Genomic DNA, 15,106 nt, shown 5'->3' with positions numbered 1-15,106 from the left:
GGCCCCTCTTGCGAGTTTCCGATGGAAGGCTTTCTGCTGCAGGCGACGCTTTACCTCGTGGCCATCGTCGTCGCGGTCCCCCTGAGCACGCGCGCCGGGCTTGGCTCGGTGCTCGGCTATCTGCTGGCCGGCGTGCTGATCGGGCCGATCTTCGGCCTCGCCAGCGCGCAGGCGAACGACCTGCAGCATTTCGCCGAATTCGGCGTGGTGATGATGCTGTTCCTGATCGGGCTCGAGATGAACCCCCGCGCGCTCTGGTCGATGCGCGACAAGCTGATCGGGCTGGGCGGGTTGCAGGTGGTGCTGACGACGCTCGTCGTCGCCGGGGCGGCGCTGGCCGTGGGCCAGCCGCCACGCGCGGCGATCGCGCTTGGCATGATCCTCGCGCTGTCCTCGACCGCGATCGTGCTGCAGACGATGACCGAGAAAAAGCTGATGCAGACCGCGGGGGGGCGGTCGTCCTTTGCCGTGCTGCTGACGCAGGACATCGCGGTAATCCCGATGCTCGTGCTGATGCCGCTGCTCGCTCTGCCCGGCGCGCGGGCGCTCGCCAAGGCGGAGGCCGCGGGCCATGGCGGCACCTGGCATGTGCTGAACGATCTGCCGGGCTGGGGCGTCACCCTCGTCACCCTTGCCGCGGTCGGGCTGATCGTGATGGCGGGGCACTTCCTGATCAGGCCGCTGTTCCGCTTCGTCCATGCCTCGCGGCTGCGCGAGGTCAACACCGCGGTCGCGCTGATGATCGTCGTCGGCATCGCCTCGGTGATGAACCTCGTCGGTCTTTCGCCGGCGCTCGGCACCTTCCTCGCGGGCGTCGTGCTTGCCGACAGCGAGTTCAAGCACGAGCTGGAAAGCGATCTGGAGCCGTTCAAGGGCCTGCTGATGGGGCTCTTCTTCATCGCCGTCGGGGCCGGGATCAACCTCGAGGTTCTGCTGCACGGGCCGCTCAAGATCGTCGCGCTGGTGGTCGTGCTCGTCGCGCTGAAGGCCGCAATCCTGTTCGGCCTCGCCAAGCTCTTCAAGCTGCACGGCTCCGACAAATGGCTGTTTTCGCTGGGCCTTGCGCAGGCGGGGGAGTTCTCGCTCGTGCTCGTCTCCTTCGCGGTGAGCCAGCGGATCCTGCCCTCGAACACCGCCGAGAAGGTGCTGCTCGTGATCGCGCTGAGCATGATCGTGACGCCGCTCCTCTTCATCCTGCAGGAGCGGCTCTCGCGCCGCTCGGCCGCCGCCCGCCGCCCCGACCCGGACGAGATCGACGAGCAGCAGCCGATCATCATCGCCGGCGCCGGGCGCTTCGGGCAGATGATCAACCGGATGGTGACGATGGCCGGGTTCCACACCACGGTGCTCGACGCCGATCTGAAGACGATCCAGGTGCTGCGCACCTTCGGCATCAAGAGTTATTTCGGCGACCCCACGCGCCCCGACCTGCTGGCGGCCGCCGGGATCGCGCGGGCGCGGGTGCTCGTCGTCGCGCTCGACGATCGCGGCGCCACCAACCGGCTCGTCGCCTATGCGCGCCGGCAGCGGCCCGACCTGCATATCATCGCCCGCGCCCGCGACCGGATCCATGTGTTCGAGCTTTACGGCGCCGGGGCCAATGACATCGTGCGCGAGATGTTCGATTCGAGCCTGCGCGCCGGGCGCTATGTGCTTGAGAACGTGGGGCTGAGCGAATACGAGGCCTCCGAGCTGGAGAAGCTGTTCTTCAAGCTCGACCGTGCCGCGGTGCGCGATCTGGCCGAGGTCTGGAAACCGGGCGTTCCGGTCGAGCAGAACCCCGATTACGTGAAGCGCACGCAGGAGCTGAACGCCGATCTCGAGGCGGAAATGCTCAAGCATTTCAATGCCCGCCGCGCCGAGGCACAGCGCAAGATCGCCGATTCCGACGTCATCGAGGAGGGCTGAGCCCCCTCCCCCGGAATGCGAACGGGCCCCCGAAGGGGCCCGCCGTGATCACCATGATGTCCGGTCGGCTCAGGCGGCGCGGCCGACGAGCACGTCGTCGACCTTCTTCGCCGCGCCGGCCTCGTCGGTGCCCGACACGGCCGCCACTTCGCGGGTCAGACGCTCGAGCGCGGCTTCGTAGAGCTGACGCTCGGAATAGCTCTGCTCGCGCTGATCGTCGGCGCGGTGCAGGTCGCGCACGACCTCCGCGATCGAGAGCAGATCGCCCGAGTTGATCTTCTGTTCGTATTCCTGCGCGCGGCGCGACCACATCGCGCGCTTGACCTTCGCCTTGCCCTTCAGCGTGTCGAGCGCCTTCGACACGACGTCGGGGGTCGACAGGCCGCGCATGCCGATGTCGATCGCCTTGTGGGTGGGAACGCGCAGCGTCATCTTGTCCTTCTCGAAGGAGATGACGAAGAGTTCGAGTCGCAGACCGGCGATTTCCTGTTCCTCGATCGACATGATCTTGCCGACACCATGGGCAGGATAGACAACGAAATCATCGGGACGAAACTCGGTCTTCTTGGTCTTGGTCATTCAGTCGGTTCCTTGCAGCCGGTTCTCCGCCGCATTCAGCGCATGAAACACCCCCGGCGCCGAAGCTCCGCGATGCGGTGATCTTTCGCTGAATTTCCCCAGAGGCGAGCAGGCAGATGGGGCGGGGTCGAACTCCTATGTAACAGGAATATAGCATAAAATAGGGGCATTTCAAAGCGCCGCCGCTCGACACGAAGGCGCGATATGCATAATTCGAAATGTTAACCTGTGCCTTCGCAGCAATTCCATGCTTGCGCCGCAGCGGGAATTTTGCCGCGAATCACCAAGGGCGCCCCGCAGGAGCGCCCGTTTCCGGTCAGGATACGTCCGATTCGCCGCAGTGCGGCAAGGGCGTCGCCCCGCGACTCAGTCGCCCTGGCCGGGATTGGGCGAGAAGTATTTCTCGAGCTTGCCGGTCTCGCCGTCGAATTTCTCGTGCTCGGGCATCGGGTCTTTCTTCTGGGTGATGACCGGCCAGAGTTCGGCATATTTCCGGTTCAGCTCGACCCAGCTTTCCAGCCCCGGCTCGGTATCCGGGCGGATCGCGTCGGCGGGGCATTCCGGCTCGCAGACGCCGCAGTCGATGCATTCGTCGGGGTGGATCACCAGCGTGTTCTCGCCCTCGTAGAAACAGTCGACCGGGCAGACCTCGACGCAGTCGGTGTATTTGCAGTTGATGCAGTTGTCGATGACGACATAGGTCATGAAACGAACCCCGGAACGTTGCGCTTTCGGGTTTCCTAGCGAGGCCGGCGCGATCAATCAAGGGCCGAGACGGGGGAAAGACCGGGTGCGGCGTTCTGGCCGCGTGCTCAGAACGTCTGTTCCGGCGCTTCGGGCGCCTGCGGAACGCCGCCCGCCTCGAGGTCGAGATAGAGCGTCGCGGCCTCGAACGCCGGGCCGCGGCGGGTGCCGCAGTCGAGCACGCGAATGAGCCGCATCCGCCCGCCGATCGTCAGCGTGAGCACGTCGCCCGCCCCGACCGCGCGGCCCGGTTTCTCGAGCCGCGCCCCGTTCAGGCGCACCTTGCCGCCGCTCACCGCTTCGGCGGCGAGCGCGCGGGTCTTGCAGAACCGCGCCTGCCACAGCCATTTGTCGATGCGGATGCGGTCGACGGCCTCGGTCAAGGTCAGCTCTTGCTCTTGAACCCCATGAGCGCCGCGGCGAAGGGGTTGTCCGGGTCGATCGGCTTGTCCTTCTTCGGCGGACGGGCCTCGTAGTGATGGGCCTTGTCCTCGTCGCGCGACTTGCCGCCCTTGCCGCCGAATTTGCCGGGCTTGCCCTTCGGCTTGCCGCCGAACTTGCCGCCCTCCTCACCGTCGCGACGCGGCTTGCCGCCGCCCTCGCCCCGGTGCTCGCGGCGCGGCTTGCCGCCGTCGCGGCCCTCGCCCTGCCCCTGAGCGCCCTGATCGCGGCCGCCCTCGCGGCGCGGGCCGCGGTCATGGTGACGCGGGCGCGGCGCCCAGGCGAAGGTGTAGAAGGTTTCCATCTCCGGCGCGGCCGCTTCGGCCTCGGCCTCGGCTTCCGCCACGGGCGAGGCCTCTTCCGGGATCGGGTTTTCCGAGCCCTCGGCACCGGCTTCCGGGGCCTTCGGCTCGGGCGTCGGGCGGGTCTTCTCGCGGGTGCCCGGCTCGGCCTTGTAGCCCAGCCCCTGCATCAGGTCGGCGAATTGCTCGAGCGTCATGCCGGTGATCGAAAGCATGTCCGGCGTCGCCTCGAAGCCGCCGCGGGTGTCCTGCGTGCGCAGAAGGTCCGCGAGCCGTTCGAGCATGTCGATGCGGATCGCGCGCACGCCCGCCGGGCGATAGCCCGACAGCGTGTAGGCCGAGGCCGGCACTTCGGCGATATAGGGGATCGTCACGAGACCCGGGGGCGGGCTTTCGGGGAATTCCTGCAGCCCGTCCCAAAGCGAGGCGAGCACGAGGCGCAGCCGCGTCGGCGCGGGCTTGAGCAGCGCCTGCTGGAAGATCGTGTATTGGCCGAAGCGCACGCCATGCTTGCGCAGCAGGCCGCGCGCGTCCTGGTCAAGCTCCTTGACCTCGGCGGCGACGCCCTCGCGCGGCAGGATGCCCATCCCCTCGACGAGGCGGAAGGCGAAGCCACGGGCGAGACCCGTCAGCGCCTCGTCGCGGCTCATCGCGAGCAGCGGCTCGAACAGCGCGGCGACCTTGCGGTCGATGAAATGCTGCAGCCGACGTTTCACCTTTTCGGCGACATCGGGGCCGGCCTCTTCGTCGACGAAGGCCTCGACCGAGGGCTTCAGCGGCTCGGAGCCCTTCACCAGCTTGCCCACCGCGATCTCGCCCCACATCAGGCCGCCCTGCTCGGTGAAATCCATCTCGGTGTCGGGCGCGTTGTAGAACCGGTCCGCCCGCAGGCTGAACTCCGGTTTCAGCGCCTCATAGGCGGCGCGCGCCAGCATCTTCGCCTCGTCGGGCGACGTGGTCGCGTCCTGACGGAAACGGAACCCTTCCAGACGGCCGGCGAACTCGCCTTCGACCATCACTTCGCCCTTGTCGTTCACCTCGGCCACGAGGGTCTCCTTCTGCTTGAGCCGGCGCAGCAGCACAGAAGTGCGCCGGTCCACAAATCGCTGGGTCAGCGCGCCGTGCAGCGCATCCGACAGGCGGTCTTCTACAGCGCGCGTCTCGTCCCGCCAATGGGTTTCATCGTCCACCCAGCCCTTGCGCTGCGCAACGTAGGTCCAGGTGCGGATGAAGGCGAGCCGTTTGGAGAGCGCGTCGATGTCGCCCTGCGGCCGGTCGATGCGTGCGATCTGGCCCGCGAGCCAGTCCGAAGGCACCCCCTTGCCCTCCCGCAGGAAGCCGAAGATCCGCGCCAGCAGGGTCGCATGCTCGGCCTCGGAAATCGAGCGGAAATCGGGGATACGGCAAACGTCCCACAGCAGGCGCACGTCACTCGGGTGGCGCACATGGGCGGCGATCTCGGGGATCTCGGAGAGCGCCTTGAGCGCGCGCAGATCGTCCGCCTCGCGCCCGCGGGTGAGCCATTCGTCCTTCGGGCTGTCCTCGAGCGCGGTGATCAGCCGCGCGACCGAACCAAATTCGAGCTTCGGGTTGCGCCATTGCAGCCGCTGGATCGGGGAGAAACGGTGGTTCTCGACCGCGTCGATCACCTCGGGCTGGAAGGCGGAGGCCTCGCCCGTCACGCCGAAGGTGCCGTCCATCGTGTGCCGCCCGGCGCGGCCCGCGATCTGGCCGATCTCATAGGGGAAGAGGTGCCGCATCCGCCGGCCGTCGAATTTCGCGGTGGCGGAGAAGGCGACATGTTCGATGTCGAGGTTGAGCCCCATGCCGATCGCATCGGTGGCGACGAGGTAATCGACATCGCCGTTCTGATACATCGCCACCTGCGCGTTGCGCGTGCGGGGGCTGAGCGCGCCCATCACCACCGCCGCGCCACCCTTCTGCCGGCGCAGCAGTTCCGCGATGGCGTATACATTTTCAACCGAAAAGCCGACGATCGCGCTGCGCGGCTTCATCCGGCTGATCTTTTTCGAACCTGCCCAGCTCAGCGTCGAGAAGCGTTCGCGCCGGGTGAACTGCGCCTTCGGCACCAGCGCCGCGATCGCGCCGCGCATCGTTTCGGAGCCGAGGAAGAGCGTCTCGTGCAGGCCCCGCATGTGCAGGAGCCGGTCGGTGAAGACATGGCCGCGCTCGGGATCGGCGCAAAGCTGGATCTCGTCGATCGCGACGAAATCGGCGCCGATCTCGGGCATCGCCTCGGTGGTCGCAACCCAGTATTGCGCGCGTTCGGGGACGATCCGCTCCTCGCCCGTGACCAGCGCCACGACCGAGGGGCCGCGCGCCTTCACGATCCGGTCATAGACCTCGCGCGCAAGCAGGCGCAGCGGCAGGCCGATGACGCCGGTGCGATGCGCCAGCATCCGCTCGATCGCGTAATGTGTCTTGCCGGTGTTCGTCGGCCCGAGGACCGCGGTGATCCGCCCCGTCATCGTTCCCCCTCGCAGACGTCACAGCGCGACGCCGGCAAGCTCCTTCTGCAGACGCGCAATTGCGTCTTTCACATCGTCCTGATGCGGGTTCAAGGCGAAAGAGGCGCGATAGGCGGAGAGCGCCCGCGCCTTGTCGCCGGTATCCTCGAGAATCGAGGCAAGCCCGGTGAGCGCCTCCCAGTGCCGCGGCTCGAGGATGAGCGCATGCGACAGATCGCTCACCGCCGGACCATAGAGCCCCGCCGCATAATAGGCCGAGGCGCGCGCGCTCCAGCCCTCGGCGAAATCCGGCGCATGATCGGTGAGCGCGGTCAGATGTTCGATCGCCGCCCCGGTGTCGCCCGCATCGAGCGCCTCCTCGCCACGCTTGAGCAGCAGGTCCATCGCGGCCGAGCCCGAGCGCGACCAGGCCCGGCGGATATCCGATTCGGCACGCTGCCAGCCGGCATAGCCCGGATCGGCGAGTTCGGAGAACTGCCGGTCGAGCCCCGCCGTCTCCGCCCGGGCCGGAAGTGCCCCGGCAAGACCGAAGTTGACGATTACGGCAACTGCCGCAACGATAGAATTGTGTCGAAGCCCGGGGACGCGCATATACGGGACTGTAACTCAAGCGCCGCAGAAATCGAGGGGGCGGCGTTCACAATCGGAGGAATTCATGAGCGACATGATCGACAAGGCCGTCGAGGCCCTTTCGAAGAAATTTTCGGGCGGCTTCTCGTCCACCGCGAAATTCGTGATCAAGGACGAAGGCGCGATCATCATCGACGAAAACGGCGTGCGCGCGGGCGACGACGAGGCCGACGTGACGATGACCGCCGATGCGGAGACCTTCCGCGGCATCCTCGAGGGCAACGTCAACCCGACGATGGCCTTCATGACCGGCAAGCTGAAGATCGACGGCTCGATGGGCCTCGCGATGCAGCTCGGCGCGGCGCTGAGCTGATGCAAACGGCGCCATTCCACGAGGCGATCGCGCGCGGTCCGGCGGGCGGGCGGGCCTTCTGGCTCACCGCCGAGGACGGCGTGCGGCTGCGCCTCGGGGTCTGGCCGGTGCCGGAAGGGGCGAAGGGGACGGTGTTCCTGCTGCCCGGCCGCACCGAATATGTTGAGAAATACGGCCCCGCGGCGGCGGATTTCGCCGCCCGGGGCTATGCGATGCTCGCCGTCGACTGGCGCGGCCAGGGCCTTGCCGACCGGCTGATCGCCGATCCGATGAAGGGCCATATCGGCGCCTTCACCGATTATCAGCGCGACCTCGCCGCAGTGATCGCCGCGGCCGGGGAGCTCGGCCTGCCGAAACCCTGGGTCGTGCTCGGCCATTCGATGGGCGGCGCGATCGGGCTGCGCGCAGTGCTCACCGCGGGCCATCCCTTCGCCGCCTGCGCCTTTTCCGCGCCGATGTGGCAGATCGGCCTGCCCGCGCTGCTGCGCCCCTTCGGCCCGACGATCGCGCGGCTGATCGGCGACACCGGTTTCGCCGATGGCTACGCCCCCGGCACCGATGCGCGCAGCTACGTCCTCAAGGCGCCCTTCGAGGACAACAAGCTCACGACCGACGCCGAAATGTGGGCCTTCATGGTCGAGCAGATCGGCATCGAACCCGCGCTGACCATCGCGGGGCCGACCTGGCACTGGGTCTGCGAGGGGATCCTCGACTGCGTGGCGATGGCTGCGCTGCCCTCGCCCGACCTGCCCTGCCTCACCGCGGTGGGCGCGCTCGAGCGGATCATCGACATCCCCGCCGCCGAAGCGCGCATGGCGCGCTGGCCGAAGGGGAAACTCCTGCGCGTGCCGGGCGCGCAGCACGAGATCATGATGGAGGGCGCGGCGAGCCGGAAGCTCTTCTTCGACGCCTGCACCCAGGTCTTCGACGGCGTCACCGGCTGAGAGCACAGAGCCTCCGGCGGGGATATTTGCACTCTGTAGAAACATCCCATTTCTACAGAGGCGAAATATCCCGGGGTCCGGGGCAGCGCCCCGGAACGCCAGCCCCAGGCGCTAGATCTGGATCTTCGTGAACCCGTCGCGCAGCGCTTCCGACCAGGCGAGCGACATCCGCGAGAAATCGGGATCCCCCTTCTCGATGCGCCGGCGCGTGGTGACGCGGCAGGCGTCCTTCTCGATCACCGCGAAATCGAGCGGCATGCCGACCGAGAGGTTCGAGCGCAGCGTCGAATCCATCGAGAGCAGCACCGCCTTGCGCGCATCGTCGAGCGAGGTCGAGGGCCGCACCACCCGGTCGAGGATCGGCTTGCCGTATTTGTGCTCGCCGATCTGCAGATAGGGCGTGTCCTCGGTCGCCTCGATGAAATTCCCTTCCGGGTAGACGAGGAACATCCGCATCGCGCCGCCCCTGCGCTGCCCGGCGACGATCATCGAGGCGGAGGTGGAGACCTTCGATGCCTCCATCCGCGCGTCGATGTCCTGGCGCACATGCGACAGCGTATTGCCGACGATCTCGGCGACCTTGAGCATGGTGGGCGCCATCATGATCGAATTGTCCGGCGTCGCGTCGGGGTCTTCGACCGCCTCGCGCAGCCGCGCCATCGTCGTCTGCGTCACCGAAAGCGAGCCCGCGGTGAGGATCGCGACGACACGCTCGCCCGGCTCCTCGAAGAGGAACATCTTGCGATAGGTCGCGATATTGTCGAGCCCCGCATTGGTGCGGGTATCGCTCAACAGCACCATGCCTTCGTCAAGCAGAAGGCCCACACAATAGGTCATGATCTTCCCCGGTCACCCTGAACATAAGCAGCAAGTATTATTGCTGCGTGCTCTCGAGGGCAACTGCGACATCGAGGCTCTCCTCGCCCTCGCCCAGCGCAATGCCCTTGATCGGGGCCGCCTCGCGCGCGTCGAGGCCGGAGCCGAGGCGGATGTAGCGCGCATCCGGGCAGCAGCCGTTCGCCGGGTCGAAGCCGATCCAGCCGATGCCGTCGACGAAGACCTCGGCCCAGGCATGGGCGGCCTCGTGCGGGGTACCGTCCTCGCTCGCGTGCAGATAGCCCGAGACGTAGCGCGCGGGCATGCCCACCGCCCGCGCCACGGCGCAAAGCGCATGGGCGTGGTCCTGGCAGACGCCCTCGCCCAGGCCCAGCGCCTCGGCGGCGGTGGTATGGGCATGGGTCACGCCGGGCTTGTAGGCGATCGCGTCGGCGACCGCGCGCGAGAGCTGATGCGCCTGTTCGAGCGGATCCTTCGCACCCCGCACCGCCTCCTGCGCGAGGGTCTCGATCGCGTCGTCGATCCAGGTCGCGGCGGTCTCGCTCAGATAGGCGAAGGGATGCACCGTCTCGCGGTGGCCGCGCAGCACGCCGGCGAGGTCGAGCGTCTCGACCTGGCCGGTGACGGAGATCGTGATCTCCTCGACCGGGCCGCGCATCGACCAGCCCTCGACCTTGTCGCCGGCGCCGTCGCGGAAGGAGCCGCCGCGAATCCCGCCCTCGACCGCGACCTGCCAGCGGATCGTGCGCTGCCCGTCGAAGCGCGAGGGGAACAGCCGCAGCGACTGCACCGCAGCGCGCATCGGCGCGTCATATTGATAGCTCGTGGTGTGATTGACCGTGAGGATCATCTTGCCTCTCCGCTCAGATAGGCCGCGTAAACGAGGTTCGACAGCTCGCCGATGTCCCGGATGAAGCGGGTCAGGAATTCGTGCAGCCCCTCGTCGAAGATCTCCTCGACCCGGGTCTCGCCGAGTTCGGCGACCAGCGCGCGGGCGCGCAGCTGCGCCGGGCCCGAACGATCATAGGCCTCGGCCAGATCGTCGAGATGCTCCATCGCGAGCGTCGTCGCCGCAATCAGCGAGCGGGGCGACTGATGGTTGAGGATCAGGAAATCGGCGATCTTCTTCGCCGTGATCTCGCCGCCATAGGCCCAGTGGAAGGCGCGCTGCGCCGACATCGCGCGCAAAAGCGTCTGCCACTGGTAGTTGTCGAGCCCCGAACCCACGAAATCGACGCTCGGCAACAGGACGTAATATTTCACGTCGATCAGCCGCGCGGTGTTGTCGGCGCGTTCGAGCGCGAAACCGAGGTTGAGGAAGCAATAGCCGTCATTGCGCAAAAGCGTCGCGTCGATCGCGCCGCGGATCATCGCGGCCTGCCGGTTCACCCATTCGGTGAGCTCGGTCAGCTCCAGTTCGGAGCGCGGCTTGCGCTCGATCTGGCGGATCTCCTGGAACGCCATGTTCATCGCGTCCCAGACCTGCGCGGTCAGCGCGGTGCGCACGATGCGCGCGTTTTCCCGCGCCCGCTCGATGCAGGAGATCACCGAGGAAGGGTTGTCGCGGTCGAAGAAGAGATAGCTCTCGATATTGCGCTGCACCGGGTCGCCGTATTTCTCGGCGAAACCCTCGGCGGTGCCGGAGGCCTGCAACAGGCTCTCCCATTCCGAGCGGTAGCCATGCCCGGCGGAGGGCATCAGCGCGATACGGGCGCCGACCTCGAGCAGGCGCGCCATGGTTTCCGCACGCTCGATATAGCGCGCGATCCAGAACAGGTTTTCAGCAGTCCGGCTCAGCATCTCGTCGTCACTCCGCCAGCACCCAGGTGTCCTTGACCCCGCCGCCCTGCGACGAGTTCACGACAAGGGAGCCCTCCTTCAACGCCACACGGGTCAGCCCGCCCGGCACCAGCTCGATCTTCTCTCCGACAAGGCAATAGGGCCGCAAATCGACGTGGCGCGGCGCGATCCCCTCCTCGACGAAGGTCGGCGTCGTCGAAAGCGAGAGCGTCGGCTGGGCGATGTAATTCTCGGGGTTTTCCTCGATCTTGCAGCGGAAGGCGGCGATCTGCTCCTTCGTCGATTTCGGACCGACGAGCATGCCGTAGCCGCCCGAGCCATGCACTTCCTTCACGACGAGATCGCCGAGGTGCTCGAGGACGTATTTGTAATCGTCGTCCTTGCGGCACTGCCAGGTGGGCACGTTGTTCAGAAGCGGCTCCTCGCCGAGGTAGAAGCGCACCATCTCGGGCACGAAAGTGTAGATCGCCTTGTCGTCGGCGACGCCCGCGCCCGGCGCCGAGCAGATCGTGACCCCGCCCGAGCGATAGACATCCATCAGCCCCGGAACGCCGAGCATGCTGTCGGGCCGGAAGCAGAGCGGATCGAGGAAGGCGTCGTCGATCCGGCGATAGATCACGTCGAGCTTCTTCGGCCCTTCGGTCGTGCGCATCCAGACGAAGCCGCCCTCGACGAAGAGATCGGCGCCCTCGACCAGTTCCACGCCCATCAGATCGGCGAGGAAGCTGTGCTCGTAATAGGCGGAGTTGAAATGCCCCGGCGTCAGGATCGCGATCGTGGGTTCCCGGTCGCATTTCGCCGGCGCGACCGAGGCCAGCGTGCGGCGCAGCGCATCGGCATAGCCGTCGACCGGCTCGATCCGGTTCTCGCGGAAGATGTTGGGGAACATCCGCATCATGATCTCGCGGTTTTCCAACATGTAGGAAACGCCCGAGGGGGTGCGGCAATTGTCTTCGAGCACGAAGAAATCGTCGGGACCGGTGCGCACGATGTCGATGCCGACGATATGCGAATAGATGCCGCGCGGCGGGGTGAAGCCGCTCACCGCGCGTTCATAGGCCTCGTTCTGGAACACCATCTTCGCCGGGATCTTGCCCGCCTTGATGATCTCACCGCGGCCGTAGACGTCGAGCAGAAAGGCGTTGAGCGCGCGGGCGCGCTGCTTGATGCCCCGCTCGAGCTTGCGCCATTCGTTCTGCGTGAAGACGCGCGGGAACATGTCGAAGGGGATCAGCCGGTCGGGATCGCCGCCCTCGCCATAGACCGCAAAGGTGATGCCGATGCGGCGGAACAGGGCCTCGGCCTCCGCCTGCTTCATCTGCCGAAGCTCGGCCGGCATCGCGCGGGTCCAGTCCTCGAGCCGCGCATAGGGCGGGCGCACCTGCCCGTTCTCGTACATTTCGTTGAAATAATCAGTCATGGCGGTTGATTCCTCCGGCCTTGTTCAAACCTTAAGGATCGGATTCGGGGAGCGGAAGCGGCCCGGCCCCGTTACCCCTCTCGCCTGCCCCAATTCCCCCCACAAGCCTGCGGTAAGCTGCCTATTTCAGCGCATTCCGGCTTACTTTCTAAGCGATTTGATAACTTTCTGCATGAAATCGAGCAAATCTCCGCGGTTTTCCGGCGAAAGCGCCGCCAGCGCCCGCGCATTCACCGCTGCTGCGGCGCTGGTCGCGGGCGCCTCGAGCGCGCGCGCGCGGGCCGTGAGGCGGATCAGATGCGCGCGCCGGTCGCCCGGATGCGGCACCTTTTCGATCAGCCCGTCGCGCACCATCCGGTTCAGCGTCGCCGCCATCGTCGCCTGCTCGACATCGAGCCGCGTGACGAGTTCGGCCTGGGTCAGCCCGTCCTCGCGCCAAAGCTCGAGCAGCGTCATGAACTGTGCCGGCGCAAGGCCGAGCGGGCGCACCGCCTCGGCGAGCGCGGTCGCGAAAAGCCGCGCCATGTGGTTTGCGAGATAGCCCGCCGAGCGGGTCTTGTCGAAATCGGGAAGGGGATCGGGGCTCTCGGTCATGATGCCTTTCTGGCATTGCATAGCATGCTGTTCAATGTCATAATAAATAGCATGCTATGATTCATTCCGGAGCCTGACATGCCCTTCCTTCCGAAACTTCATGCCGCGGCGGGCGCCGTGGCGATGCTCACCATCCTCGGCCTGCAAACCGCGATCGCGCTCGGCGAGCCCACGGGCTACCCCGCCGAGATCGCGGCGCTGCGCAAGACGGTGCTTTACATCGTCTGCCTCGTGCTGATCCCGGCGATGATCGCCGCCGGGGCGAGCGGCTTTCGCCTTGGCCGCGGTTGGCGCAGCCCGGTGATCGCGGCGAAACGCGCCCGCATGCAGGCGATCGCAGCGATCGGGCTGATCGTGCTCCTGCCACTCGCGATCGGCCTTTGGGCCCTCGCGGCGCAGGGCATGGTCGAGGGCCGCTTTCATCTGCTGCAACGGATCGAGACGCTCGCGGGCCTCGTCAACCTTGTGCTTCTGGGGCTGAACATGCGCGACGGGCTGCGCCTGCGCCGCCGCCCGGTGCCGGCCTGAACCGAAGCACGGCTTGAACCTGCCCCCCCGCTGCGCCTATCTCTGGGACAACCAGAGATGAGGATGCCATGAAACCGATGCTGCCGCTCTTCGATGCCACTGCCACCACCGGGGGCGCCGGCGATTTCGGCGCCCTGCCCGACTGGGATCTGAGCGACCTCTACACCGCGCCCGACGCGCCGGAATTCGCGCGCGACATGGGCTGGCTGGAAACCGCCTGTGCCAGCTTCGCCGCCGATTACGAGGGCAAGCTCGCCACGCTCGACGCGCCCGCGATGGCCGAGTGCATCGCGCGCTACGAGGCGATCGAGACCACCGCCGGGCGCATCATGTCCTACGCGGGGCTGCGCTATTACCAGAACACCGTCGATGCGAGCCGGGCGAAGTTCCTTTCCGACGCGCAGGACCGCATCACCGCCTTCACCACGCCGCTCGTGTTCTTCTCGCTCGAATTCAACCGCATCGAGGATGCGCAGTATGAAAGCGTCTTCGCCGATCCGGCGGTGGCGCGGTTCAAGCCGGTCTTCGACCGGATGCGCGCGATGAAACCCTATCAGCTTTCCGACGAGCTGGAGAAATTCCTGCATGACCAGTCGGTCGTCGGCGCGGCGGCGTGGAACCGGCTCTTCGACGAGACGACGGCGGCGCTCGAATTCGAGGTGAACGGCGAGGAGCTGAACCTCGAGGCGACGACGACGCTGATGACCGAGCATGACCGCGCCACGCGCGAGGCGGCGGCGAAGGCGCTCGCGAAGGTCTTTGGCGAGAACATCAAGATCTTCGCGCGGGTGCACAACACGCTCGCCAAGGAAAAGGAGATCGAGGATCGCTGGCGCAAGATGCCGACGCCGCAGCTCGCGCGCCATCTCTCGAACGATGTCGAGCCCGAGGTGGTCGAGGCGCTGCGCAACGCGGTCGTCGCCGCCTATCCGCGCCTCAGCCATCGCTATTACGCGCTGAAGGCGAAATGGCTCGGCCTCGACAAGCTGCAGATCTGGGACCGCAACGCGCCGCTGCCGACCGAGGCGCCGCGCAAGATCCTGTGGGACGAGGCGCAGGAAACCGTGCTTTCGGCCTATTCCGCCTTCTCGCCGAAGATGGCCGAGATCGCGCAGCCCTTCTTCGAGAAGGGCTGGATCGACGCCGGCGTGAAGCCCGGCAAGGCGCCCGGCGCCTTCGCCCATCCGACGGTCACCACGGTGCACCCCTATGTAATGCTGAACTATCTGGGCAAGCCGCGCGACGTGATGACGCTCGCGCATGAGCTTGGCCACGGGGTGCATCAGGTGCTGGCGGCGGGGCAAGGGCCGCTTTTGTCCGACACGCCGCTGACGCTCGCCGAGACCGCGAGCGTGTTCGGCGAGATGCTGACCTTCCGCAAGCTCCTCGATCAGGCGAAGACCAAGGCCGAGCGCAAGACGCTGCTCGCCGGCAAGGTCGAGGACATGATCAACACCGTGGTGCGGCAGATCGCGTTTTACGATTTCGAATGCAAGCTGCTTGCCGCGCGGGCCGAAGGCGAGCTGACGCCCGAGGATATTGACGCGCTCTGGATGTCGGTGCAGGGCGAAAGCCTC

At 66.7% G+C, this 15,106-nt stretch carries 15 protein-coding genes; 5 read left to right on the top strand and 10 right to left on the bottom strand.

Annotated features, from left to right (window positions below):
- Nucleotides 1–21 precede the first annotated feature (21 nt).
- Nucleotides 22–1,908: a cation:proton antiporter gene (locus AB7U46_RS13245; protein ID WP_428337453.1), complete on the top strand. Its 1,887-nt coding sequence runs from the start codon at nt 22–24 to the stop codon at nt 1,906–1,908.
- A gap of 69 nt (nt 1,909–1,977) precedes the next feature.
- On the opposite strand, the gene AB7U46_RS13240 is transcribed toward AB7U46_RS13245, so the two are convergent.
- The 5 genes from AB7U46_RS13240 to AB7U46_RS13220 form a co-directional block, all read right to left on the bottom strand.
- A complete protein-coding gene (locus AB7U46_RS13240) occupies nt 1,978–2,487 on the bottom strand; it encodes a CarD family transcriptional regulator (protein ID WP_428337452.1) in 510 nt (169 codons plus the stop codon).
- Nucleotides 2,488–2,853: 366 nt separating this feature from the next.
- Complete coding sequence (gene fdxA / locus AB7U46_RS13235; RefSeq protein WP_428337451.1) at nt 2,854–3,192, bottom strand: ferredoxin FdxA; 339 nt, start codon at nt 3,190–3,192, stop codon at nt 2,854–2,856.
- A gap of 107 nt (nt 3,193–3,299) precedes the next feature.
- Nucleotides 3,300–3,614 (bottom strand): RNA-binding S4 domain-containing protein, encoded by a 315-nt coding sequence (locus AB7U46_RS13230; RefSeq protein ID WP_428337450.1) that lies wholly within the window; start codon nt 3,612–3,614, stop codon nt 3,300–3,302.
- A gap of 2 nt (nt 3,615–3,616) precedes the next feature.
- Entirely contained in the window at nt 3,617–6,463 is a 2,847-nt protein-coding gene (locus AB7U46_RS13225) for a helicase-related protein (protein WP_428337449.1), read from the bottom strand.
- Nucleotides 6,464–6,481: 18 nt separating this feature from the next.
- On the bottom strand, nt 6,482–7,054 hold the full coding sequence (locus AB7U46_RS13220; protein ID WP_428337448.1) for a tetratricopeptide repeat protein: 573 nt from the start codon (nt 7,052–7,054) through the stop codon (nt 6,482–6,484).
- Between the two features lie 64 nt (nt 7,055–7,118).
- Here AB7U46_RS13220 and AB7U46_RS13215 point away from each other — a divergent pair, with 64 nt between their 5' ends.
- Nucleotides 7,119–7,406 (top strand): SCP2 sterol-binding domain-containing protein, encoded by a 288-nt coding sequence (locus AB7U46_RS13215; protein WP_428337447.1) that lies wholly within the window; start codon nt 7,119–7,121, stop codon nt 7,404–7,406.
- On the top strand, nt 7,406–8,350 hold the full coding sequence (locus AB7U46_RS13210) for an alpha/beta hydrolase (RefSeq protein WP_428337446.1): 945 nt from the start codon (nt 7,406–7,408) through the stop codon (nt 8,348–8,350). The genes AB7U46_RS13215 and AB7U46_RS13210 overlap by 1 nt, the downstream gene beginning before the upstream one ends.
- A gap of 111 nt (nt 8,351–8,461) precedes the next feature.
- Here AB7U46_RS13210 and AB7U46_RS13205 read toward each other — a convergent pair whose 3' ends face one another.
- The 5 genes from AB7U46_RS13205 to AB7U46_RS13185 all read right to left on the bottom strand — a co-directional run bounded on the left by AB7U46_RS13205 (nt 8,462) and on the right by AB7U46_RS13185 (nt 13,001).
- Nucleotides 8,462–9,187 carry a peptidase gene (locus AB7U46_RS13205; RefSeq protein ID WP_428337445.1) on the bottom strand — a complete coding sequence of 242 codons (726 nt, stop codon included), beginning with the start codon at nt 9,185–9,187 and terminating at the stop codon, nt 8,462–8,464.
- Between the two features lie 37 nt (nt 9,188–9,224).
- On the bottom strand, nt 9,225–10,037 hold the full coding sequence (locus AB7U46_RS13200; RefSeq protein ID WP_428337444.1) for a transglutaminase family protein: 813 nt from the start codon (nt 10,035–10,037) through the stop codon (nt 9,225–9,227).
- Nucleotides 10,034–10,987: an alpha-E domain-containing protein gene (locus AB7U46_RS13195; RefSeq protein ID WP_428337443.1), complete on the bottom strand. Its 954-nt coding sequence runs from the start codon at nt 10,985–10,987 to the stop codon at nt 10,034–10,036. The genes AB7U46_RS13200 and AB7U46_RS13195 overlap by 4 nt, the downstream gene beginning before the upstream one ends.
- Before the next feature lie 7 nt (nt 10,988–10,994).
- Complete coding sequence (locus tag AB7U46_RS13190) at nt 10,995–12,407, bottom strand: circularly permuted type 2 ATP-grasp protein (RefSeq protein ID WP_428337442.1); 1,413 nt, start codon at nt 12,405–12,407, stop codon at nt 10,995–10,997.
- 141 nt (nt 12,408–12,548) lie between these two features.
- Nucleotides 12,549–13,001, bottom strand: coding sequence for a MarR family winged helix-turn-helix transcriptional regulator (locus AB7U46_RS13185; RefSeq protein ID WP_428337441.1), 453 nt, complete (start codon nt 12,999–13,001; stop codon nt 12,549–12,551).
- A 78-nt stretch (nt 13,002–13,079) separates the two neighbouring features.
- Here AB7U46_RS13185 and AB7U46_RS13180 point away from each other — a divergent pair, with 78 nt between their 5' ends.
- Nucleotides 13,080–13,529 (top strand): hypothetical protein, encoded by a 450-nt coding sequence (locus AB7U46_RS13180; RefSeq protein ID WP_428337440.1) that lies wholly within the window; start codon nt 13,080–13,082, stop codon nt 13,527–13,529.
- A gap of 68 nt (nt 13,530–13,597) precedes the next feature.
- Nucleotides 13,598–15,106: M3 family oligoendopeptidase (locus AB7U46_RS13175; protein ID WP_428337439.1), on the top strand; the 1,509-nt coding region annotated here is incomplete at its 3' end.

Origin of the sequence: Paenirhodobacter sp. (assembly GCF_050177655.1) — a bacterium.
In the GTDB taxonomy this organism is placed as follows: domain Bacteria; phylum Pseudomonadota; class Alphaproteobacteria; order Rhodobacterales; family Rhodobacteraceae; genus Rhodobacter.
This window is presented reverse-complemented; position numbering and strand designations above follow the sequence as displayed.

Excerpts from the sequence above, each read along its gene's own strand:
- AB7U46_RS13245 (WP_428337453.1), top strand. The coding sequence starts at position 22 with ATGGAAGGCTTTCTGCTGCAGGCGACGCTTTACCTCGTGGCCATCGTC.
- AB7U46_RS13240 (WP_428337452.1), bottom strand. The coding sequence starts at position 2,487 with ATGACCAAGACCAAGAAGACCGAGTTTCGTCCCGATGATTTCGTTGTC.
- fdxA (WP_428337451.1), bottom strand. The coding sequence starts at position 3,192 with ATGACCTATGTCGTCATCGACAACTGCATCAACTGCAAATACACCGAC.
- AB7U46_RS13225 (WP_428337449.1), bottom strand. The coding sequence starts at position 6,463 with ATGACGGGGCGGATCACCGCGGTCCTCGGGCCGACGAACACCGGCAAG.
- AB7U46_RS13220 (WP_428337448.1), bottom strand. The coding sequence starts at position 7,054 with ATGCGCGTCCCCGGGCTTCGACACAATTCTATCGTTGCGGCAGTTGCC.
- AB7U46_RS13215 (WP_428337447.1), top strand. The coding sequence starts at position 7,119 with ATGAGCGACATGATCGACAAGGCCGTCGAGGCCCTTTCGAAGAAATTT.
- AB7U46_RS13210 (WP_428337446.1), top strand. The coding sequence starts at position 7,406 with ATGCAAACGGCGCCATTCCACGAGGCGATCGCGCGCGGTCCGGCGGGC.
- AB7U46_RS13205 (WP_428337445.1), bottom strand. The coding sequence starts at position 9,187 with ATGACCTATTGTGTGGGCCTTCTGCTTGACGAAGGCATGGTGCTGTTG.
- AB7U46_RS13200 (WP_428337444.1), bottom strand. The coding sequence starts at position 10,037 with ATGATCCTCACGGTCAATCACACCACGAGCTATCAATATGACGCGCCG.
- AB7U46_RS13195 (WP_428337443.1), bottom strand. The coding sequence starts at position 10,987 with ATGCTGAGCCGGACTGCTGAAAACCTGTTCTGGATCGCGCGCTATATC.
- AB7U46_RS13190 (WP_428337442.1), bottom strand. The coding sequence starts at position 12,407 with ATGACTGATTATTTCAACGAAATGTACGAGAACGGGCAGGTGCGCCCG.
- AB7U46_RS13185 (WP_428337441.1), bottom strand. The coding sequence starts at position 13,001 with ATGACCGAGAGCCCCGATCCCCTTCCCGATTTCGACAAGACCCGCTCG.
- AB7U46_RS13180 (WP_428337440.1), top strand. The coding sequence starts at position 13,080 with ATGCCCTTCCTTCCGAAACTTCATGCCGCGGCGGGCGCCGTGGCGATG.